The organism is Flavobacterium selenitireducens, assembly GCF_014748335.1.
GTDB lineage: Bacteria > Bacteroidota > Bacteroidia > Flavobacteriales > Flavobacteriaceae > Flavobacterium > Flavobacterium selenitireducens.
Window position 1 is genome coordinate 131,440 of record NZ_JAAVIY010000008.1, and the last position, 20,008, is coordinate 151,447.

Genomic DNA, 20,008 nt, shown 5'->3' on the forward strand with positions numbered 1-20,008 from the left:
CGCACATACTATTTCAGTTATTTGGCGTTAAATCACTCAAACAAACTAATCTTTAGATGCTGAAAATCTATTTTTCCGTATTGGCCATCCTGGCCGGTCTGGGCGCGTATGCCCAGAACTCAGTGACCATCAAGGGCAAAATTCTTGAGGCTAAAACCCAACTTCCCATCGAGGCCGTGACGGTTTACGTCGCTTCGGCCAAAGACTCGACCGTGGTAGATTACACCGTCACCGACAAAAACGGGGCGTTTTCGTTCACGACGAGGAAGTCCGACAAACCGGTTTTTTTCAAGGTTTCCTTCATCGGATTTAAATCAATCGAAAAAAGTTACGACAAGGGAATCGCCAACAACATCGATTACGGCACGCTCAAAATGGAGGAGAGTGAGACCATGCTTGGAGAAGTCGTCGTCAAGAACGAAGCGCCTCCGATAAGGATCAAAAACGATACGTTGGAGTTCAACGCTTCTTCATTCAAGGTAAGGCCGGATGCCAATGTCGAGACGTTGCTCAAGCAGTTGCCGGGCGTCGAGATCGATAATGAAGGCAAGATCACCGTCAACGGAAAAGAGGTCAACCAAATTTTGGTCAACGGAAAGCCTTTTTTTGACAAAGACGGCAAAGTCGCACTGCAAAATCTCCCGAGCGACATCATCAACAAGGTCCAGATCACGGACACGAAAAGCAAGAAAGAGGAGCTTTCGGGCGAAAAAGCAAGCTCGAACAACGCGAGTATCAACCTGACGATAGACGAAGACAAAAACAAAGGCTTTTTTGGAAAAGTCATGGGCGGATACGGCACTGACGACCGATACGAGTCGTCGCTGATGCTCAACTATTTCAACAACAAACGCAAGATTTCGTTGCTTGCCTCGGCCAATAACATCAACTCGTCAGGGTTTTCGATGAATGAGATTTTCGATTCCATGGGCGGCGGCCGCAACTATTCGATCTGGACGAACGACAACGGCTCTTTCGGCATCAACGGGATGCGCTTTGGCGGAGGAAACGGGATCACGACTTCCCAACTCGTCGGACTCAACTACGGGGACGAACCCTTCAAGAACTTCACCACGAACGGAAGCTATTTTTACAACGGGGCGGAAACGGAAAACCGCAACCGCACCAAAGAGCAAACGTTTTTGAGTACGGGAAGCTTTACGACAGATTCCAACGCAAGGACAATCGAGGAACGCTCGGCCCACAACCTGAACTTTGAACTCGAGTATAAAATCGATTCGCTGACGACGATTTCCGTTTCGCCTAAATTCGTCAAAGGCCATTCGTATAGCGAAAACAAAGGAAATTCGGTAACAACCGAGGAAAACGGGCGTATTTCCCGAGAAAGCTCGCGCGACAACTTCGATGATTCGGATAACCAAAGCCTTGGCGGAAATTTCTATTTCAATCGCGGCTTCAAGCGGAAAGGACGTTTTCTAAGTGTTTGGGTCGATGACGAACATACAAAGTCCGACGGTGTCAGCCGAAATCTCTCGCTCAACACCTTTTACCGCGACCAGGATCAGGATGGCGTTACCGATCTCGTCGAAACCGATAACCGAAACCAGAAGCGACTCGACCGCAATCGTACCGACCGGTTCAACTCCGGCATAGAATTCTCTGAACCTTTGCGCGATTCGATAAGCTTGAAAGTCAGCCTCAATTTTGAAAAACAACAAAATATAGCCGATCGCAGCACTTACGACTTCGACGCGGCCACGAACGAGTATTCGATCCTCAACGATTCGATCACGAACTATTTGAGGTCGTCCACGCGCAACATCAATCCGCAGGCGGGATTTTCGATCAACAAGAAAAAGCTCAACCTAAGCATGAACTTCGGAACCGCCGTTTACCTGTTCGAAGCTAATTCGAATTATCTCGGCGAACGGGTTTCACTGAGCCGGGAAAAAATTTACCCGACGGCCAATCTTTGGGGCGGATACAACTTCACCAAGTCGCGCAATATCTGGATCAACTACAGCTTTGACGTGAATTTCCCATCGGCGGCTCAGGTATTGCCGGTGCTCGATGTTTCGGATCCTTTGAACACCAGGATCGGAAATCCCAACCTAGACCCGAACAAATCTCACTATATGTATTTGAGTTTCCGCGACTATGATTATGCGACCAAATCCGGCTGGAGCATTTACGCGGGAGGAAACCTTTTTGAAAGCCAGGTGGTTTCGTCGACAACCTACGACTCGAGCCGAAAAAGCACGACGGAATACATCAGTCTTTCCGGCAACGCCAATACGTGGTTCGGAGGAAATTACAACAAGACGATCAAGCGAGACGCTCACTCGTTCCGCTTCGGGCTTGGCTTCAACGGAGGTTATAACCGCAACCAGGGTTTCGTGGAAGGAAAATTGTACGAAGCCGAATCGTATAGGATAACGCCTCGTGTAAGCTTCAACTATGATTACGGCGAGTTGCTTTCGATCGGTCCGAAGTATGATTTCACCTATAGTGAAAGCCAATACACCAATTTCGTTACCGACAGGCAAACCAACGTGACTCATCGCTTTACGTTGCAAACCACGAGTTATTGGCCTAAACACGTCGTTTTCGGGAACGATTTCAGTTACACCTACAACTCGAATATAGCGGATGGTTTCAAAAAGGACTTCTATTTATGGAACATGAGCCTGGGCTACAATTTCCTCGAAGACCACCTGCTGTTCAAAGTGAAAGTGTACGATTTGCTCAACCAAAACCAGAACACCACGCGCAGCATTTCGCCGACGTACATCCGCGATGAAGAAAATACCGTATTAAAACGCTATGCGATGTTTTCACTTACGTATAAACTTGATAAATTCGCAGGTAAGAAAAAAGAAGGCGAAGGACGAAGCCGCTTCATCATCAACTAACAGCAAAGCATGAAAAAGTACACGGGTAGTTTCGACAAGAATACGATAAGGGTTTACGATGGCGATATCCTTTACGGATCTATAGATTTCAACAGGGATTTGCCTGCTCACGCCGATATTTTCATTTATGCGGACCGGTTTCACATCGGGCCGAAAAGCGCGACAGAAAAAGACATCGTGCTTACCAAGGCTGACGTTCCCGTATTCTCTTTCGCATTCGACAAAGTTTGGGGCGGAGCCGAGATCCTTTCGGAAGGCAACCAAACCGGATACGAGGTGAAAGGGCGTTGGTTTCGTGCAGGAACGCGACTCATCGACGCCGACGACAAGGATGTTGTCGCGGTAATGACCAACGAAATGTCCGAACCCGCGATCGAAATCACCGTTTACGAAAAGACCGAGCCCGTAATGGTCATGTCAACGCTTTACTACCACTTATATGCATCGCGATCCAAACGGCTTTCCGTCGCATTGGGCGCAGCATTCCTGGGTGCGGTCTGATTTTCGCACAAAATAATAAAGGGCCGCACTCGATAAGATTGCGGCCCTTTTTATTTCCTGTCCCACGATCTTAAGGACATTTTTTTTCCGAAAGCAAGTTTCCGGCTTCCTGATAACCGAGCGCGTAAGCCTTCCTCAAATCCGTGCAATAATCGCCGGATGTTTTGGTGTTGATGCGATAAAGCGCACGGTCGTAAACGGCTTCCGGGTCGTTTGGCCGCAGCTTAACGGCCATGTCGAAGTCGGCCAACGCGGTTTTGTCTTTGAGTTTTTCCTTGCACAACGCGCGGCTGAGATAAAGGTCGCCGTCGTTTGGGTCGATGGTCAGCGCGCGATCGAAATCCGAAACCGCCTCCTTGAAAAGCCCTAGCTGGAAATAGAGATATCCCCTGTTTATGTAAGCTTGTCCATTCATCGGCTCCAACCCGATACACGCCGTATAGCCTGTAATCGCGCCCTTTTTGTCGTCGGCCAGCGAACGCGCGAACGCCAGGTTGAAATGCGCTTTGTATTCCTTGGAATTCAATTTTACACACGTCGCATAATCGGCAATGGCCAGGTCGAGTTGGTTGCGTTTCTCGTACAGCATGCCACGGCTGAAAAAACTCTGGAATGCGTTGGGATTGATCGCGATGGCTTTCGCATAGTCGGCTAACGCCTCGACTTCGAGATCAGGAAGTTTTGCCTTCCAATAACCGCGTTTGTGGTAATGATCGCCATTTTTATCGTTGACCGAAATTTTTTCGTCAAGCTCGGCTATGTTCTTGAGAACTTGTTCGCGCGTGAAGCCCTGCCCTAGAACGGTAGGCGCACAGCAAATCAACATCCAGAACAGATGCAGTAGGTTTCGTTTCATTTGGGGAATGAATTAGAGTGCAAAATTGGTGAAAAAAAACAAAATCACTTGCACGTTTCGACAATGATTTGTTTGGCTTCTGGCATTCCGAGTTCCAAGGCTTTGCGAAGATCGGCGCAGTGGTTTCCGGGCATTTTATGGTTGAGCCGGAACAACGCTCTGTTGAAGTAGCTCGCGGCATCTTTAGGATTGAGCGCAATGGCTTTGTCGAAATCGAGCATGGCCGATTTATTTCCAGTCGACGCTTTGGACAGGCCCCGGTTGGCATACGCCGCCGCATCTTTCGGATTCTGCGCTATCGCAGCGTCGAAATCGCGAATAGCCTTTTCGGTTTGTCCCAGTTCATGGTAAATTTTGCCTCGGTTCAGCAGTGCGTCTGTCAGGTTGCCGTCGATCGAAAGGGCTTTGTCGTAATCGGATAAGGCAATTTTCAGGTTTCCTTTCGTCAAATACGAAAATGCGCGTCCCACATAGGCTTTCGCTACGTCGGGTTTAAGCGCGATAGCTGCCGAAAAGTCTGCTATGGCCGAATTTTCCCGCTTGATTTTTTGAAACGTAAGCCCTCTGGAATAATAGGCGTCGTAGTGGTTGGGATTTAATTGTAGTACGGCGTCGAAGTCTGCGATCGCACCTTCGAATTCCGACAATTCCGTCTTGTAGAAACCTCTCATGAAGTAGGTCTCGGCACCCGGATTATTCGCCAGGATGGAGTCGCTCATACGGATGGCTTCGCGTAGGCTTTCTTTGTCTCCCGGATTGATTTTTTGTGCATTGGCGCAACAAGCGACGATCAGCAACAGTAAGTTTGTCAGGCTTCTCATTTTAGGTTTTTGCGGCAAAGCTAAATAAAAATCGCGGCCAATTCGACCGCGATTCTTTTTTGATAGCTTTTGTATTACCAGCTTCCGCCTGCGCCACCTCCGGAGAATCCTCCACCTCCGAAGCCACCGCCAAAGCCGCCGCCGCCGCCTCCAAAGCCTCCCGAAGAACCGCCGCCAAAACCGCCACGTCCAAGGCTGGAAAGAATCAGGATATCAGCGAGATCCGGGCCGGAGAAACGACCGTTGCCGCCGCGTCCGCCACCTCTGCCTTTAAAAATGCTGATGATGACGATGATGACGATGAAAATCACGATGATCCCGATAAAACCACCCGGGCCGTCTCCATCGCCTTTTCGCGTGCCTTTGTATTTGCCTTTGAGTACGTCGAAAATAGCGTCGGCTCCTTTGTCGAGGCCTCGGTAGTAACTTCCGGCCTTAAACTCGGGAATGATGACATTGCGCGTAAGCTCGCCCGTGATGCCCGCGGAAAGCCTGTCTTCTACGCCATAGCCTGGTGCGATCCATATCCGTCGTTCCTTTGCCGCGAGCAATATGAAAACGCCATTGTCTTCCTTGGCTTGACCGATTCCCCATTTCTGGGCCCAGTTTACCGACAGGATTCCGATGTCTTCTCCTTTTATCGTCGGCGTCGTGACCACCACGATCTGTGTGGTCGTCGAATCCGAATACCGGATCAGTTTTTCTTCAAGTTGGCTTTTTTCGGTCGGGCTCAGCAAGTTGGCGTAATCGTAAACGCTGGTCTGGAAACTTGGCTTTTCAGGAATGTCGAACTGGGCGAATCCGATAGAGGTCAACAACAAGAGCGTCGGCAAAAGCGCCATTTTAAAAAATCTTGTCATCAGCTTCTTGAAATTTCGTTAGACAATTCGTCCGTGTCGCCTTCCTGCCAAGGGAAAAATTGTCGCAACCGTTCGCCGGCGCGCGTGATTCCTTCGATGAGGCCGGTCTTGAAATCGCGATTCTTGAAATGGTTTTGCATCACGTCTTTAGTACAATCCCAAAAATCGTTTTCGACCACCGCGTCTATACCTTTGTCGCCGAGAATGACGAAATGACGGTCGTCGATCGCGAGATAGATCAGGACGCCGTTCTTGAGTTCGGTATTGTCCATTCCCAATTCGTGAAAAACCTCGGACGCCCGCTTATAATGGTCGGCATTCGTGTGTTTTTCTATATGGACACGGATCTCACCCGATGTTTCCCTTTCCGCCAAACGGATCGCCTCGATTACTTCGAGTTCGTCATCGGGGCTGAGCAAATCGCTGACTTCTGTCATGGTTAAAACTTAACTTCTACCGGTTTTTCGGCTCCTTCAACAGATTTGAAATACGGTTTCTCCTTGTAGCTTCCGAGGAAAAAACTCTGAGGAGCGGCCAAAATATACCCGTTGAAATCCTGAACCGATTCGTTAAAACGGGTTCGGGCCGTCAAAATCTGGTTTTCAGTGCTCGCCAATTCGTCTTGTAATTTGAGGAAATTTTGGTTGGCTTTGAGTTCCGGGTAACGCTCAACGCTTACCAAAAGACGTCCGAGTGCCGAGGAAACGCCCGACTGCGCCTGTTGGAATTGGGCAAATTGTTCCGGTGTGATATTGGAAGGGTCGACCTGTACCGAAGTGGCTTTTGCGCGGGCTTCCACAACGGCCGTCAATGTTGACTTTTCGAAATCTGCGGCGCCTTTGACCGTGTTGACGAGGTTTCCGATAAGGTCGTTACGGCGTTGGTAGGCGGTTTCGACATTTCCCCACTCTTTCTGTGATGCCTGGTCTTTGCGAAGCGCGGTATTCTTAACGCTGAAGAAGTAAAAAACTAGGATCAGGATAACCCCGATTCCGATAATCCATGGCAAAAATCTTTTCATGATGTTTGATTTTAATTGTTATTGGTTATTGTAAGTCGAATCTCAAAAGTCAGATAGTCATTGGTGTTTTGAAACCGAGCCGCGCGTTTTCATCAAATCGCGTGCCTGATTACAAATTGTTCTTCAAATCTGTCAGCTGTTTTTTGATGGCTTCGAGTTTCGAGACGATCTCATATTTGTCAAGCGTTTTTTTCTGGTCTTGCTTCAGATGCGTTTTTGCACCTTCGAGCGTGAATCCGCGCTCTTTTACCAAATGGTAGATGAGTTGCAGGTTCTTGACATCTTCAGGCGTAAAAAGTCTGTTTCCTTTTGCATTTTTCTTGGGTTTGAGAATATCGAATTCCTTGTCCCAAAACCGAATCAGCGATGCGTTGACGTTGAATGCCCTGGCGACTTCGCCAATGCTGTAATATCGTTTATCTGGTGAAAGCTCTATGTGCATTAATCGAGAGATTGGTTTTCCTGATTCGCCGCTTTTGCGATCTGAACATATTCTGCGGCCGAAATATTTCCGTAATAAAAATTCAATGGATTTACGACTTCCCCGTTTTTGTGGACTTCGTAATGCAAATGGGGCGCTTCCGATCGTCCCGTGCTTCCGACGAATCCGATGATGTCGCCTCGTTTGACCCGTTGTCCGGCGCGCACTTTGTACTTGCTCAAATGTCCGTAAAGCGTTTCATATCCGTATCCGTGGCGGATCACGATGTGATTGCCATAACCCGATGCAGTATTGTCAGCCCGTTGCACAACGCCGTCCCCGGTCGCGAAAATCGGCGTCCCGCTCTTGGCCGAAAAATCCATTCCGGCGTGAAATTTCCGGACTTTCGTAAACGGGTCGGTGCGGTATCCGAAACCAGAAGCGACCGCGCGCAAATTCTCGTTTTTTACGGGTTGTATTGCGGGAATCGCCGACAGTAATTTGTTTTTTTCCTTAGCCAGCTTCAGGATTTCATCAAGCGATTTCGATTGGATTGCCAATTGTTTTGAAATCACATCGACGCGTTTCGAGGTATTCACGACAAGTTCCGAATTGTCGAAACCTTCGAGATCCTTGTATCGGTTGACGCCTCCAAATCCGGCCTTTCTTTGTTCCTCGGGAATTTGGGAGGTGTTGAAATAAGTGCGGTAAATGTTGTTGTCGCGTTCCTCTATGCTTCCCAAGACCTCATTGATCTGATCCATTTGCTTGTTCAGTATAGCGTAGCGAATCTTGAAATTCTCGATTTCCCTCGCCATCAACCGATCTTTTGGCGTCTCGAAATAAGGCGTGTTCAGAAGCACGATGAAAGCCAGTGTCCCGAACAATGCCGAAGCCAGTAAAAACAAGGCGGCGTACGCTAGTTTAGTGCGCTTTTTGACCTTGATTTTCCTGAACGCCAGATTTTCGGAATCGTAATAATATTTTACCTTCTTCATGTTTCAAAAAATCCTATTTTTGCCGATTAAAAACAGGGTTTCCGGCAACTTCGCCTTCTGAACAAATTTAGCTAAATGTTTGGAATAGGCGGGTTCAACCGAAACTTTATTAGCGAATTAGCGAATTAGCGAATTAGCGAATGAGACGTTGACTGAAAAACACTCATTCCCGAGCGAAGCGAGTTCTGCGAACAAATTCGCTAATTCGCTAATTTTCAAATTCGCTAATTGAATTAAAATGACTTCCCAGCAAATCCGCCAGCAGTTCCTCGACTTTTTTCAATCGAAAGGGCATTTGATCGTGCCGTCGGCGCCCATCGTGCTCAAGGACGATCCGACGTTAATGTTCAACAATTCCGGAATGGCGCAGTTCAAGGAGTATTTCCTGGGCAATGGAACGCCTAAATCCAAACGCATAGCCGATACGCAAAAATGCCTTCGCGTGTCCGGGAAGCACAACGATCTTGAAGAAGTCGGCATCGATACGTACCATCACACGATGTTCGAAATGCTCGGCAACTGGTCGTTTGGCGACTATTTCAAGAAAGAGGCGATCCATTGGGCTTGGGAATTGTTGACCGAAGTTTTCAAAATCGACAAAAACATCCTGTACGTCACCGTTTTCGAAGGTTCGAAAGAAGAAAATGTTCCGTTTGACCAGGAAGCGTACGACATCTGGAAAACACTTATAGCCGAAGACCGGATTTTGCTCGGCAACAAAAAAGACAATTTCTGGGAAATGGGCGACCAAGGTCCGTGCGGCCCGTGTTCGGAAATTCATGTCGACATCAGGTCGGAAGCGGAAAAGGCGAAACAACCGGGTCGCGAACTCGTGAATTCAGATCATCCGCACGTCGTGGAAATCTGGAACAACGTCTTCATGGAATTTAACCGGAAAGCCGACGGTTCACTCGAGAAATTGCCTGCTCAACACGTAGATACCGGAATGGGCTTCGAGCGTCTCTGCATGGTGTTGCAAGGCGTCCGGTCCAATTACGACACAGACGTTTTTGGCCCTTTGATCCAAAAGATCGAGGCCGTTACCCACAAAAAATATACGAAAGACAACGCGTCCGAAGACGAAGAAAAAACCAATATCGCAATTCGCGTCATTGCCGACCACGTTCGAGCCGTAGCGTTTGCGATCGCCGACGGCCAATTGCCGTCGAACACGGCCGCAGGTTATGTGATCCGACGCATATTGAGACGGGCGATCCGTTACGGTTTTACGTTCCTGAATACAAAAGAGGCGTTTATTTACAAACTTGTCGAAACGCTGGCCGAGCAGATGGGAACCGCGTTTCCTGAAATCCGGAGGCAGCAGAAATTGGTCGAAAACGTGATCCGCGAGGAGGAAAATGCGTTTCTGCGCACGCTCGATCAAGGGTTGCAACTACTTGACGATGTGATAAAATCTACAGAGGGAGAGACCGTTTCGGGCGTAAAGGCGTTCGAATTGTTCGATACTTTCGGGTTTCCCAAAGATTTGACGGGACTTATCCTAAAGGAAAAAGGAATGTCTTATGACGAAGATGCGTTTGAAAAGGCCATGTTCGAGCAAAAGACGCGTTCGCGCGCGGCTTCGGAAATCTCCAAGGACGATTGGCAGGTTTTGGTCGACGGTAATGTCGAGACGTTCGTCGGATACGATTTGCTCGTCAACGAAGTGAAAATTACGCGATACAGGACCGTTGATTCCAAAAAGGACGGCCGTTTGTACCAAATCGTCCTTGATCACACACCATTTTATCCTGAAGGAGGCGGGCAGGTTGGCGACAAGGGAACGTTGACCAACGGAAGCGAAGTCATCCCGATCATCGACACCAAAAAAGAGAACAACCTGATTTTGCATTTCACACAGAAATTGCCGCAGGATCTCAATGCCGCGTTCATTGCACAAGTCGACCGCGACCTGCGCGACCATACGGCGAGCAACCACTCGGCGACTCACTTGCTGCACCAGGCGTTGCGTTCGGTTTTGGGAACGCATGTCGAGCAAAAAGGGTCGCTCGTGAGTCCGAATTATTTGCGTTTCGATTTTTCGCATTTCGCAAAAGTCACCGACGACGAACTAAAAAAGGTTGAAGATTTCGTAAACGAAAAAATCCAGGAGCACTTGCCGCTTGTAGAAAGACGCAACATCCCGTTCCAGCAGGCGATCGAAGAGGGCGCCATGGCGTTGTTCGGCGAGAAATACGGAGATTCGGTACGCGCGATTAAGTTTGGCGAAAGCGTTGAATTGTGCGGAGGAATCCACGTCCAGAACACAGCCGAGATCTGGCATTTCAAAATCGTTTCCGAAGGAGCCGTAGCAGCCGGCATCCGACGCATCGAAGCCATTACTTCGGACGCGGTAAAGGCGTATTTCGCTGCTCAGGAAAAGACGTTGTCCGAAATCAAAACGGCGCTCAAAAATCCTCAGGATTCGATAAAGGCCGTTTTGTCGCTTCAGGACGAAAATGCGAAGTTAAAGAAGCAGGTCGAGGCGTTGCTAAAAGACAAGGCGAAAGCGCTCAAAGGCGAACTGGCATCGGAATTCGAATTGATCAACGGCGTAAATTTCCTGGCCAAAAAAGTCGATCTCACGGCAGAAGGCGCAAAAGACCTCGCCTACGAACTTGGCAATATAGACAACAACCTGTTCATCGTCCTGGCCACGGCCAACGAAGACAAACCGCTGTTGACGGTCTACATTTCGAAAGAAATCGTCGCCGAAAAAGGATTGAATGCAGGACAAGTCGTGCGCGAACTAGGTAAGTACATCCAAGGCGGCGGAGGCGGTCAGCCGTTCTTTGCGACCGCTGGCGGAAAAGACGTATTGGGAATTCCGGAGGCGTTGGAAAAAGCAGTGGACTTTGTCCGATAAAATACAGGACGTCAATTAAAAATATAAAAATCCGATTTCGAAAGAGGTCGGATTTTTTTATTGCGGCTGCTTTTGCAGTTTAAGGAAAAATCTTATTTTCGGCCAAGCCTAAACCATGAAAAAACTACTGTTATTTTTGATTTGTTCCGCTGCATTGACCGCGTGCACGTCCGACGATTCCTCAAGCGTTTCAACCGAAGGCTCGCGCCTCAAAAAAGTGGTGCTGGATTTTGGCGACCAGATCGAGACCGTCCGTCTGCAATACAGCGGCAATAAACAGGTCAAGCAAATTACGGGATCGGGATCGACATCATATTTTTTCTCAGGAAACCTGATTACAAAATTGGGTTCCGGCAATAACTTCCAGCATTTCGAGTACGATTCCCAGGATCGTTTGCTTGCCGCTTACTATTCGGGAGGCGGAAATGAATACCGCACGGATTACGTCTACAATGCTGACGGAACCGTCGATTGCGAAGAGAAAACCAATGGGGAGGTCAACGAAATGCGCCGTCTGTATTTTGAAAACGAAGAAGTCGTCCGAAAAGACATCACCCGAAAAAATTCCGATACGCAACAGTGGGAATCGAGTTCGTTCTTTTTTACCCACGACGATAAAAACGTTCCGGACCAAGGCGTCGGGAGATGGATTTTCAATTACCTGAAAAGCTTGGGAAGCGACACCTATCCCGTACATCACAACGTGGTGACCATCCGCCAGGAATTCAATGGGGAAGAGGCGACTTACGGTTACGAATATACTTACAACTCACTCGGCTATCCGATCACGATGATGCAAATGGACAACAATTGGCAGCCTACGGGTTGGACTACAAATTATTTTTACCAGTAAGCCTGGTCCGGAAATGCTTATTTTTGCCGTCCGACGATACATTCTAAGACGGCTTTTTTTATGCAATTTACCACTCCGGTTCCAATCAGTAAATCTGGTTTCCCGATCTCCTACGATTCCCGCCTATTTTCCATGGGATCGTGTTTTGCTGAAAACATCGCGCAAAAGCTCGATCATTTCCAGTTTCGCAACGTCGTGAATCCGTTCGGGATTTTGTTTCATCCGCTTGCGTTGGAAAAGGCGTTCGGGTTTTTTTGTGACGGAAAAGTGTTCGATGGATCGGATGTTTTCTTCCACAACGGGCGCTGGCATTGCTTCGACGTCCATTCCGGGCTGTCTTCACCAGACAAGGAAAGCCTGATCACAACACTGAATCAGATCACGTCGGACGCATCCGAAACACTAAGGGAAGCGACTCATATCGTCATCACGCTTGGAACTGCCTGGGTGTACCGAAACAACGGCTCGGGTGAATTCGTCGCCAATTGTCATAAAGTGCCCCAACGGGAATTTTCGAAGGAATTGCTCGCGCCGGAAGCGGTTTCGCGATCCGTCAGCGCCATGTGTGATGTGATCGCCAACCTGAACACGGGTGCGCACGTTATTTTTACGATTTCTCCTGTAAGGCATCTAAAAGATGGGTTCGTCGAAAATCAGAGGAGTAAGTCCCACCTGATTTCCGGTTTGCACGCCTCCATCGAAAAACGCGAAAATTGCCATTATTTTCCCTCTTTCGAAATTGTAATGGACGAATTACGCGATTATAGATTTTATGCTTCAGATATGATACACCCGAACCAGGTCGCGATCGATTACATTTGGGAACGGTTCGTTTCTTCCTGGATTGCTGATGCGTGTGCCGACGATATGTCGGAGGTGGACGCCATCCGCAAGGCGCTTGCCCATCGTCCGTTCGAACCCGATTCCGAACAGCACAATAAATTCCGGTCGACGGTACGCGAGAAGATCGAAACGCTTCGCAAGCGGCTGCCTTTTCTCGATTTGGGCTAAAATACGGCAGATGTCGTATTGCAGGCGGTTCCGGTTACTTGCAGATTTGTAGAAATTTAAACGAATCTGTAATTAACCTAACCAACACCATTATGAAGAAAATCAAGTTCATCGCCAAAACGACATGTATCGCATTGGCAGTTTCACTCGCCGCGGCCTGCAGCAGCGATGATGCCGGCGGATCCGGAGGCGGTTCCGGGTCTTTTTTGACATCGAAGGTTGACGGGGCAAACTTTAAGGCCGCCGTGATGGGCCAATCTACCGTTGTAGCGGTCAGGAACGGCACGTTTTACCAAATTGGCGGCTCGAACGCCGAGCTGCAGAACATGACCATAGGATTGTTCAACGTTACCGGCGAAGGTACTTTTGAAGTCGGGCCCGACACAGACAACGTATTGTCGTTTTTTGAAAACAACATCAGTTACGACACCAGCGATTGCGCCGGAGCCACCGGAACCGTCACGGTTACCAAACTGGACGAAGAAATGATCGAGGGCACTTTTAGCTTTACGGGGAAACAAGATGAAAATTGCGCGTCCTCGAAAACGGTGACGACAGGGAAATTCCGCGGGATTTTTATGCAGAACTAATGCAAATTGCCATTTGTTATAAGCCGGGATTCGTCCCGGTTTTTTGCGTTTTCCGGACACCGTCTTTTCCCGGACCTGATTTGTCGGAACCGCAATCACACTCTGCCTGAGGCTGTATCGAAGCGCATATCCAAGATTTTCTATATTGCATTAAATTTCGGCCGGATGAAGAATTTGGGAATTATCGGATTAGTGTTGCTGATATTCGGATGCCAGCAAAAGACAGCGTCTAAAGCGACAGGTTTCACCGCTAACCAAAAAGCGGTCATAGCCGAGTTCAGGCGAATGAAGGACGTTAGCAAGTTACCCGTCGATTCGATGTCGGTCTTCGCCGGTAAACTCGAATCGATGACGAAGTCCGAACAAAACGAATTTAAAGCGATGGCGCTTATCGCAAGAGGTTCCGAGCAAATGAACCGCGCCCAGTATGAACTCGGTTACAAATCGTTCGAGAACGCCATGCGGTTGCTTAAAAATTCGGATACCGATACGCTAAAAGGACGCGTTCGCACAGGTTTCGGAAACTACTACAAACAAACCGGCGATTATCCCAAAGCGCTCAACAATCTGCTTGAGGCGCTCCGCATCTTCGAAACGCATGGGGATTTGCGCGGCATGTCGATGACCAATGGCAACATCGGCCAGGTTTATATGCAAAAGAACGACATCGCCCTCGCAAAGGAGCACTTGCGCAAGGCAATGGATGTTTATGCGAACCAAAAATGGCAGCCGACCTATCTCAACGCTGCCCATACGTTGGCCAACGTGCATGGAATATCGGGAGAATATCCGGAAGCGCTCAGGATAGATGAAGAGGGTATCCGAATTTCGGACAGTATCAAATCGCCCAAACTGAAAGTGCCGTTCCTTGACAACAAGGCGATGTGCCATTTGTTCGGAGGAAGGCTTGACAGCGCCGAATTTTATTTCAACGAAACGCTTAAAATCGACCTCGTCATCGGTGACGACAAGCAAATTGCCGATACTTACAGCAATCTGGCGAGCCTCGAGTCCAAAAAAGGGAATTTCGCCAAAGCCGAACGTTATGCGCTGAAAAGCATTTCGATGCTGGAAACCATAAACAACCAGGTAAACCTGATCAAGTCGGTGGAAATTTTAGGAGAATTGTATCAGGGTTGGGGGAAATATCCGCAGGCCCTCGCGGCCAAAAACCGCTATCTCGACTTGTACAAAACGCTGATGAACGAAAAGCGGGAAGCGGCCATGGCGGAGTTCAAGATCGTGCACGAAACGGAGAAGAAAGAAAAGATCATCGCCCAAAACCATCTCCAGCTGCTCAAAAAGGAAAAGGAAGTTCACAGGCGCAACAACCTCATTGGCGTCATTTCACTTGCCGCTTTGTTCATCGGCCTCGTCGGATTTTTTATCTACCGTCAACAGCGCCTTCGCAACCGTCAAATGGAACAGGAACACGAACTCAAAACTGCCATTGCCCAGATCGAAACCCAAAACAAGCTCCAGGAGCAACGTCTCGAGATTTCGCGCGACCTTCACGATAATATCGGCGCCCAGCTTACGTTCATCATTTCATCGGTGGACAATTTGCGATACGCGTTCGACTTAAAAGATTCCAGGCTCGAGCAAAAACTCAACAGTATCAACAATTTCACGAAATCGACGATTGTCGAGTTGAGGGACACGATCTGGGCGATGGACATGGCCGAAATCGCGCTCGAGGATTTGCGCATCCGGATCTTCAATTTCATAGAGAAGGCCAGGGGCGCCAAAGAAGACATCGAATTTGAATTCAACATCGACGAGCGGCTCGACAACCTGCGGCTGACTTCGGTTGGCGGAATGAACCTCTACCGAAGTGTTCAGGAAGGCGTGAACAACGCGATGAAATATTCGAATGCGACCAAGATCGCGATATACATCGCTTGTAAGCAAGACGATCTTCAGCTGCGCATCGAGGACAACGGTGTGGGTTTCGACACCGCCCTGACATCAAAAGGAAGCGGGCTCGTCAATATGAAGAAGCGCATCGCGGCCTTGGGCGGATTCCTGTCGCTCGAATCTTCCGGAAGTGGAACCCGCATCACGATCGAGATTCCGGGATTTTGCAAGAAATAGTTGTTTTTAGTAAATGAATATCCATTCGTTTGATGGAAATTAAATACGTCAAATGGCGTATTGCGCAGCTGCTTGATTTATTGGACTTTCGTAGCCAAATCCCAAGTTATGAAATCCCAACAGCAAATCATCGGAGTCAAGTTCTGGGGCCTAGTTTTTATGGTGCTTTTCGTTATTGCGCTCCATTTGGCCTACGTGCTTTTCTATTGATTGAAACCTTACCTTAGTTCTGATGAACATTAAAATCGCTATCGCGGATGACAACAATTTCCTGATCCGGGCGATACAGGAAAAGCTTTCGTTTTTTGAGGATCTGCACGTAAAGCTTACCGCATCAAACGGTGTGGAATTGCTCGAAAAACTGGAAATCAACCACAATGTCGACCTTATCCTGATGGACATCGAAATGCCCGTAATGGGCGGCGTGGAAGCAACCGCGGCGGTAAAGGCAAAATATCCGCATGTGAAGATCATCATGCTTACGGTATTCGACAACGACGAAAATATCTTCAATTCCATAAAGGCCGGTGCCGACGGCTATCTGTTAAAGGAAGTCAACCCAAATGATTTGCACCAGGGGATTCTCGAAACGTTGAATGGAGGCGCGGCAATGAACCCGTCGATTGCGTTGAAGACTTTGAAATTGTTGCGCAATCCGGTTGACTTCGGAAGTCGGTCCGAGGTGGCGGACGTTAAACTTTCGACAAGGGAAATTGAGGTTTTGGAACAGCTTGCCAAAGGGCTGAACTACCACAATATTGCCGAAAATCTTTTTCTTTCGCCGGGGACGGTGCGCAAACACATCGAAAATATTTACACCAAACTCCAGGTGCACAACAAGCTCGAGGCAGTGCAGAAAGCCAAGCGAAGCAACCTGATTTAGTTTTTCGGACGTCAGGGATTTCGTATCTTTAAGAAAAAAAGATGACCGTCCGCCGCATTTTGTTTATCAGTTGTTGTATTATAGGTTTTTTGCTCGCCTACCGTTATTGCGATTTCAAAGGTGAAGATTCGTCTTTGGAATCGGATACGAACCTGATCCAGCAACAAATAGTGAACGTCGGTAAATTGGTGGTTACGGAAGGCCATTTTTCCGAAGTCCTCACTTACAAAGACCAGCAAAGTTATTTTATGAACATGCTTTCGTTTCGAAAGAAGGCGTTGTTGGTCGTGAATGCTGACGTGACTGTCTCTTACGATTTGCGCCAGGTCAAATATCAGATCGACGAAAAGTCCAAAACCGTCACGATCACAAACATTCCCAAAGAGGAAATCAAGATTTCACCTGACATCAAGTTTTACGATATCGACCAAAGCAGCATGAATCCGTTCACGGGCGACGATTACAACAAGATCAACAAATCCGTCAAGGCGAGCCTGGAAAAGAAAATAAACAACTCAACGCTAAAGTCTAATGCCAAAAACCGATTGGTAAGCGAGTTGTCAAAAATGTTGATCCTTACCAACACCATGGGCTGGACGTTGCGATACGACGGAGCCGAAATTGCCACCGAAGAACAACTGACGGCCGGCATCAAAGGTTAAAAAAAAAGCCATCCGTTTCGGGATGACTTTCAGTCTTATACTTTTTGGTTTTCGAGTATCAGTTCGAGGCCGTCACTTATCAGATGAGCAACTTTCGGACGCTTCTCACTGATGTTCTCCAGATGGAGCAGGACTTGCTGCTTCAGTCCATCCTGATCGGAGTGGTGCAAAAGCTCGACGATTTCTATCGGAAGCAACCAGTCGCCAGGATGATTGGCGTACAAATCCTCGAAAATGTCCGATAGGTTCTTGTACGAATCACGCCCTTCGCGAATGTCACGAACCGATTGGTAAAGTGCTTCAAGCTGACTTCTCTCGGCAGATTCCCGGGCTTTTATCGTCTTGGAGGACGGAACGTGCGTGACCAGGTCGAAACTTTTCACGTCGGCCGGTCCGGAAAATGCCGAGACTATTTTTTTACCGACGGCCATGTCATAAATGCCCCATTCAGGACGGAACAGTACCTGGTCGTTATGCGTCACGGTACAGTTTCGGAAACTGATCAGGATGATTTCGCCCTGGAGGTTGCGCGAACCCGTTATGATTTCGCCGGTTACGGTAATGTCGCCTTCAAATTCGAGGGTGACGGTTTCTGCTTCGTATATGTCGTATGCCCGCAGGTCACGAGGGCTCATGTCTTCTATCGACAGGTTGATGCCTTTCAATTTGCCCACTGGCGACCCGAATCCGTCTTTATGTGTATCGGTTCCGTGGCCTACGAGTTCTTTCTCGCGGTAAGACAATGCGGTTTTGCCCGTCGTTTGTATGTAGACCGGTTTCCCGGAATTTTCGATCACGTTCGTAAACACGCCTGAAACCTGCAATCCTGTGCTAAGTTCGATCGTGCCTATTGCATTCGAGTCGATCAGTTTTTGAACGCCCGTCAGGCCACCGGTTCTCAGCGCCATTCCGTTCGCGAATTCCTCGAGCACGAGGTTCAAGTGGGCAAAATCAGGTGTGACGTATAACTGAGGTTGGGGCTTCGTAATGTCGAAACTTTGGTCTGCGGCTGCGATGTCGTATGGAATTTTGATGACTTCATCGGTCATGCACCAGGCGCTTTCGCCGATTGACGACAAGAGACCCGCTCCATAAATTTTCGGGTGTTCCACCGTCCCGATGAGACCGTATTCCACCGTCCACCAATGCAGATTGCGTATGCGCGCCATTTCGGAGACGGCACCCATGTTGTTTTGGAGGTCCGCAACCGCTTTTTCGGCGGCATCGATTTGCTGTTGAGGCGTACCTTCTGCCTCTTTCAGGATCGAAAGCAGGCGGATTGCCTCGTATAATTCATAATCCTTGCCTGACGATATCGCCTTACAACCGATTTCCCCGAAGCGTCTCAAATATTCCGCATATTCCGGGTTGGCGATGATCGGGGCGTGACCCGCACCCTCGTGGATGATGTCGGGAGCCGGTGTGTATTCGATGTTTTCGAGCTGGCGAATGTCCGACGCGATCACCAAAACGTTGTAAGCCTGAAATTCCATGAACGCATTCGGCGGTATGAATCCGTCTACGGCTACGGCCGCCCATCCGATTTCTTTGAGAATACGGTTCATGCCGTACATATTCGGAATAGAGTCGACTTCAAGGCCCGTTTTTCGCAGCCCTTCGAGATACGATTCGTGCGCGACTTTTGAAAGATAGTCGACATTCTTGCGCATCACATATCGCCAAACGGCTTGGTTGATCGGAGTATAATCGCGATAATCCTGCGGTTTGATGAATTGTTTGAGATGTTCGGGAAGCCGGTCAATCAACGGATTGCTTTCAAAGTCGGTATTCATAAAAAATGCTCACTTGGGTTGCGGTAAAAATACGAAATCCTCAAGAGTTCGCGAGAAATGAAATCATAAAAAACCTCATTTCGAAGTTGAAAATTGCCGTAAATGACAAACCTCAAAGATTTTAAAAACCTCTGAGGTTTGCTAAAAAGAAAGATAAAAATCACGCGATAGTAGCGTCCAACCGCATTCTTATTTTTCCTTCGGCGGATATTGCGCAAGGATTTTCGCCACGAACTCCTGTATGCGCTTTTCCTTTTTTTCCGTGTCTTTAGTCAGGACGCCTTCCCCTTCGCCTTGCCAAATCAGTTCTTTCTTTTTGGCATCGATGAGGTCGATGAACAATGTTCCTTCGGTATACGTGTTCACGGACGTGTTTCCGCCGTACATCCACGGATTCCATCCCCATCCCCAACCATAGCCCCAGCCAGAATTGAACGTATTGACATCTACTTGTTGGCGGGCTTTTGTAAAAATGTTGATCAAAAGGTCAGGATTTTCGCTTTTTGAAAAACCCTTGGCGGTCATGGTTTCGTCGATCGCGCGCATAATGCGTTTTTTGTCCAGGTCGGAAATTTCGACTTTATCGATCCCGGACTTGTAGAAGGCGTAGGATTTGTAACCGGTGAAATTGGCGTTCTTGTCGTAGTCCGTGTTGACGCGAACGGACGAGCATCCAAAGAAGACGAACGTCAGGAAAATGGGTAAAAAATGTATAGTTTTCATAGCAGATAATTTACAGGTTGTTTTCGCGCTTTTCCTTGAAATTCCTGACGATCGCTATGATGTTGAGCACAATCGAAATCAACAGGGCCGCGCACTTGAGGAACATATTCTCCATGACCATTGCCAGCGGAAGAAATCCTGTTCCCATTACAAGTAGCGATATGCTGTTGAGTTTTTGCATG

The 20,008-nt window shown here is 48.3% G+C and carries 19 protein-coding genes; 9 read left to right on the forward strand and 10 right to left on the reverse strand.

The window, feature by feature from the left end:
- The first annotated feature begins 56 nt into the window (after positions 1-56).
- Together HC229_RS12645 and HC229_RS12650 are read left to right on the forward strand one after the other, a co-directional pair.
- Positions 57-2,873: a TonB-dependent receptor gene (locus HC229_RS12645; RefSeq protein ID WP_191020860.1), complete on the forward strand. Its 2,817-nt coding sequence runs from the start codon at positions 57-59 to the stop codon at positions 2,871-2,873.
- Between the two features lie 9 nt (positions 2,874-2,882).
- A complete protein-coding gene (locus HC229_RS12650; RefSeq protein ID WP_191020861.1) occupies positions 2,883-3,374 on the forward strand; it encodes a hypothetical protein in 492 nt (163 codons plus the stop codon).
- Between the two features lie 70 nt (positions 3,375-3,444).
- On the opposite strand, the gene HC229_RS12655 is transcribed toward HC229_RS12650, so the two are convergent.
- The 7 genes from HC229_RS12655 to HC229_RS12685 all read right to left on the reverse strand — a co-directional run bounded on the left by HC229_RS12655 (position 3,445) and on the right by HC229_RS12685 (position 8,351).
- Positions 3,445-4,230 (reverse strand): tetratricopeptide repeat protein, encoded by a 786-nt coding sequence (locus HC229_RS12655; protein ID WP_191020862.1) that lies wholly within the window; start codon positions 4,228-4,230, stop codon positions 3,445-3,447.
- Between the two features lie 44 nt (positions 4,231-4,274).
- The gene (locus HC229_RS12660; RefSeq protein WP_191020863.1) at positions 4,275-5,051 is read right to left on the reverse strand and encodes a tetratricopeptide repeat protein; all 777 of its coding nucleotides are present in this window, start codon (positions 5,049-5,051) and stop codon (positions 4,275-4,277) included.
- A gap of 74 nt (positions 5,052-5,125) precedes the next feature.
- Entirely contained in the window at positions 5,126-5,911 is a 786-nt protein-coding gene (locus HC229_RS12665; RefSeq protein ID WP_191020864.1) for a TPM domain-containing protein, read from the reverse strand.
- Positions 5,911-6,348, reverse strand: a complete 438-nt coding sequence (locus HC229_RS12670; RefSeq protein ID WP_191020865.1) for a TPM domain-containing protein — start codon at positions 6,346-6,348, stop codon at positions 5,911-5,913. Before HC229_RS12670 ends, HC229_RS12665 begins: the two co-directional genes overlap by 1 nt.
- A 2-nt stretch (positions 6,349-6,350) precedes the next feature.
- The gene (locus tag HC229_RS12675; RefSeq protein ID WP_191020866.1) at positions 6,351-6,932 is read right to left on the reverse strand and encodes a LemA family protein; all 582 of its coding nucleotides are present in this window, start codon (positions 6,930-6,932) and stop codon (positions 6,351-6,353) included.
- Between the two features lie 109 nt (positions 6,933-7,041).
- Positions 7,042-7,374: a MerR family transcriptional regulator gene (locus HC229_RS12680; RefSeq protein WP_191020867.1), complete on the reverse strand. Its 333-nt coding sequence runs from the start codon at positions 7,372-7,374 to the stop codon at positions 7,042-7,044.
- Positions 7,374-8,351, reverse strand: coding sequence for a peptidoglycan DD-metalloendopeptidase family protein (locus HC229_RS12685; protein WP_191020868.1), 978 nt, complete (start codon positions 8,349-8,351; stop codon positions 7,374-7,376). Before HC229_RS12685 ends, HC229_RS12680 begins: the two co-directional genes overlap by 1 nt.
- Positions 8,352-8,589: 238 nt before the next feature.
- Here HC229_RS12685 and alaS point away from each other — a divergent pair, with 238 nt between their 5' ends.
- From alaS to HC229_RS12720, 7 genes are all read left to right on the forward strand, one after another.
- Positions 8,590-11,217: an alanine--tRNA ligase gene (gene alaS, locus HC229_RS12690; RefSeq protein WP_191020869.1), complete on the forward strand. Its 2,628-nt coding sequence runs from the start codon at positions 8,590-8,592 to the stop codon at positions 11,215-11,217.
- 115 nt (positions 11,218-11,332) lie between these two features.
- Positions 11,333-12,070 (forward strand): hypothetical protein, encoded by a 738-nt coding sequence (locus HC229_RS12695; RefSeq protein ID WP_191020870.1) that lies wholly within the window; start codon positions 11,333-11,335, stop codon positions 12,068-12,070.
- Between the two features lie 60 nt (positions 12,071-12,130).
- Positions 12,131-13,081, forward strand: coding sequence for a GSCFA domain-containing protein (locus tag HC229_RS12700; protein ID WP_191020871.1), 951 nt, complete (start codon positions 12,131-12,133; stop codon positions 13,079-13,081).
- Positions 13,082-13,173: 92 nt separating this feature from the next.
- Positions 13,174-13,671 carry a DUF6252 family protein gene (locus tag HC229_RS12705; protein ID WP_191020872.1) on the forward strand — a complete coding sequence of 166 codons (498 nt, stop codon included), beginning with the start codon at positions 13,174-13,176 and terminating at the stop codon, positions 13,669-13,671.
- 165 nt (positions 13,672-13,836) lie between these two features.
- Positions 13,837-15,765, forward strand: coding sequence for a tetratricopeptide repeat-containing sensor histidine kinase (locus tag HC229_RS12710; protein ID WP_191020873.1), 1,929 nt, complete (start codon positions 13,837-13,839; stop codon positions 15,763-15,765).
- Positions 15,766-15,997: 232 nt separating this feature from the next.
- The gene (locus tag HC229_RS12715) at positions 15,998-16,648 is read left to right on the forward strand and encodes a response regulator transcription factor (RefSeq protein ID WP_191020874.1); all 651 of its coding nucleotides are present in this window, start codon (positions 15,998-16,000) and stop codon (positions 16,646-16,648) included.
- A 41-nt stretch (positions 16,649-16,689) separates the two neighbouring features.
- Positions 16,690-17,310 (forward strand): DUF4230 domain-containing protein, encoded by a 621-nt coding sequence (locus HC229_RS12720; RefSeq protein WP_191020875.1) that lies wholly within the window; start codon positions 16,690-16,692, stop codon positions 17,308-17,310.
- 35 nt (positions 17,311-17,345) lie between these two features.
- Here HC229_RS12720 and HC229_RS12725 read toward each other — a convergent pair whose 3' ends face one another.
- The 3 genes from HC229_RS12725 to HC229_RS12735 all read right to left on the reverse strand — a co-directional run bounded on the left by HC229_RS12725 (position 17,346) and on the right by HC229_RS12735 (position 20,007).
- Positions 17,346-19,103: an aromatic amino acid hydroxylase gene (locus HC229_RS12725; protein WP_191020876.1), complete on the reverse strand. Its 1,758-nt coding sequence runs from the start codon at positions 19,101-19,103 to the stop codon at positions 17,346-17,348.
- Between the two features lie 189 nt (positions 19,104-19,292).
- Positions 19,293-19,826, reverse strand: coding sequence for a DUF4136 domain-containing protein (locus HC229_RS12730; protein ID WP_191020877.1), 534 nt, complete (start codon positions 19,824-19,826; stop codon positions 19,293-19,295).
- 10 nt (positions 19,827-19,836) lie between these two features.
- On the reverse strand, positions 19,837-20,007 hold the full coding sequence (locus HC229_RS12735) for a hypothetical protein (protein ID WP_191020878.1): 171 nt from the start codon (positions 20,005-20,007) through the stop codon (positions 19,837-19,839).
- Position 20,008: the final 1 nt, after the last annotated feature.

Coding starts and splice junctions, on each gene's coding strand:
- HC229_RS12645 (WP_191020860.1), top strand. CDS start 57: ATGCTGAAAATCTATTTTTCCGTATTGGCCATCCTGGCCGGTCTGGGC.
- HC229_RS12650 (WP_191020861.1), top strand. CDS start 2,883: ATGAAAAAGTACACGGGTAGTTTCGACAAGAATACGATAAGGGTTTAC.
- HC229_RS12655 (WP_191020862.1), bottom strand. CDS start 4,230: ATGAAACGAAACCTACTGCATCTGTTCTGGATGTTGATTTGCTGTGCG.
- HC229_RS12660 (WP_191020863.1), bottom strand. CDS start 5,051: ATGAGAAGCCTGACAAACTTACTGTTGCTGATCGTCGCTTGTTGCGCC.
- HC229_RS12665 (WP_191020864.1), bottom strand. CDS start 5,911: ATGACAAGATTTTTTAAAATGGCGCTTTTGCCGACGCTCTTGTTGTTG.
- HC229_RS12670 (WP_191020865.1), bottom strand. CDS start 6,348: ATGACAGAAGTCAGCGATTTGCTCAGCCCCGATGACGAACTCGAAGTA.
- HC229_RS12675 (WP_191020866.1), bottom strand. CDS start 6,932: ATGAAAAGATTTTTGCCATGGATTATCGGAATCGGGGTTATCCTGATC.
- HC229_RS12680 (WP_191020867.1), bottom strand. CDS start 7,374: ATGCACATAGAGCTTTCACCAGATAAACGATATTACAGCATTGGCGAA.
- HC229_RS12685 (WP_191020868.1), bottom strand. CDS start 8,351: ATGAAGAAGGTAAAATATTATTACGATTCCGAAAATCTGGCGTTCAGG.
- alaS (WP_191020869.1), top strand. CDS start 8,590: ATGACTTCCCAGCAAATCCGCCAGCAGTTCCTCGACTTTTTTCAATCG.
- HC229_RS12695 (WP_191020870.1), top strand. CDS start 11,333: ATGAAAAAACTACTGTTATTTTTGATTTGTTCCGCTGCATTGACCGCG.
- HC229_RS12700 (WP_191020871.1), top strand. CDS start 12,131: ATGCAATTTACCACTCCGGTTCCAATCAGTAAATCTGGTTTCCCGATC.
- HC229_RS12705 (WP_191020872.1), top strand. CDS start 13,174: ATGAAGAAAATCAAGTTCATCGCCAAAACGACATGTATCGCATTGGCA.
- HC229_RS12710 (WP_191020873.1), top strand. CDS start 13,837: ATGAAGAATTTGGGAATTATCGGATTAGTGTTGCTGATATTCGGATGC.
- HC229_RS12715 (WP_191020874.1), top strand. CDS start 15,998: ATGAACATTAAAATCGCTATCGCGGATGACAACAATTTCCTGATCCGG.
- HC229_RS12720 (WP_191020875.1), top strand. CDS start 16,690: ATGACCGTCCGCCGCATTTTGTTTATCAGTTGTTGTATTATAGGTTTT.
- HC229_RS12725 (WP_191020876.1), bottom strand. CDS start 19,103: ATGAATACCGACTTTGAAAGCAATCCGTTGATTGACCGGCTTCCCGAA.
- HC229_RS12730 (WP_191020877.1), bottom strand. CDS start 19,826: ATGAAAACTATACATTTTTTACCCATTTTCCTGACGTTCGTCTTCTTT.
- HC229_RS12735 (WP_191020878.1), bottom strand. CDS start 20,007: ATGCAAAAACTCAACAGCATATCGCTACTTGTAATGGGAACAGGATTT.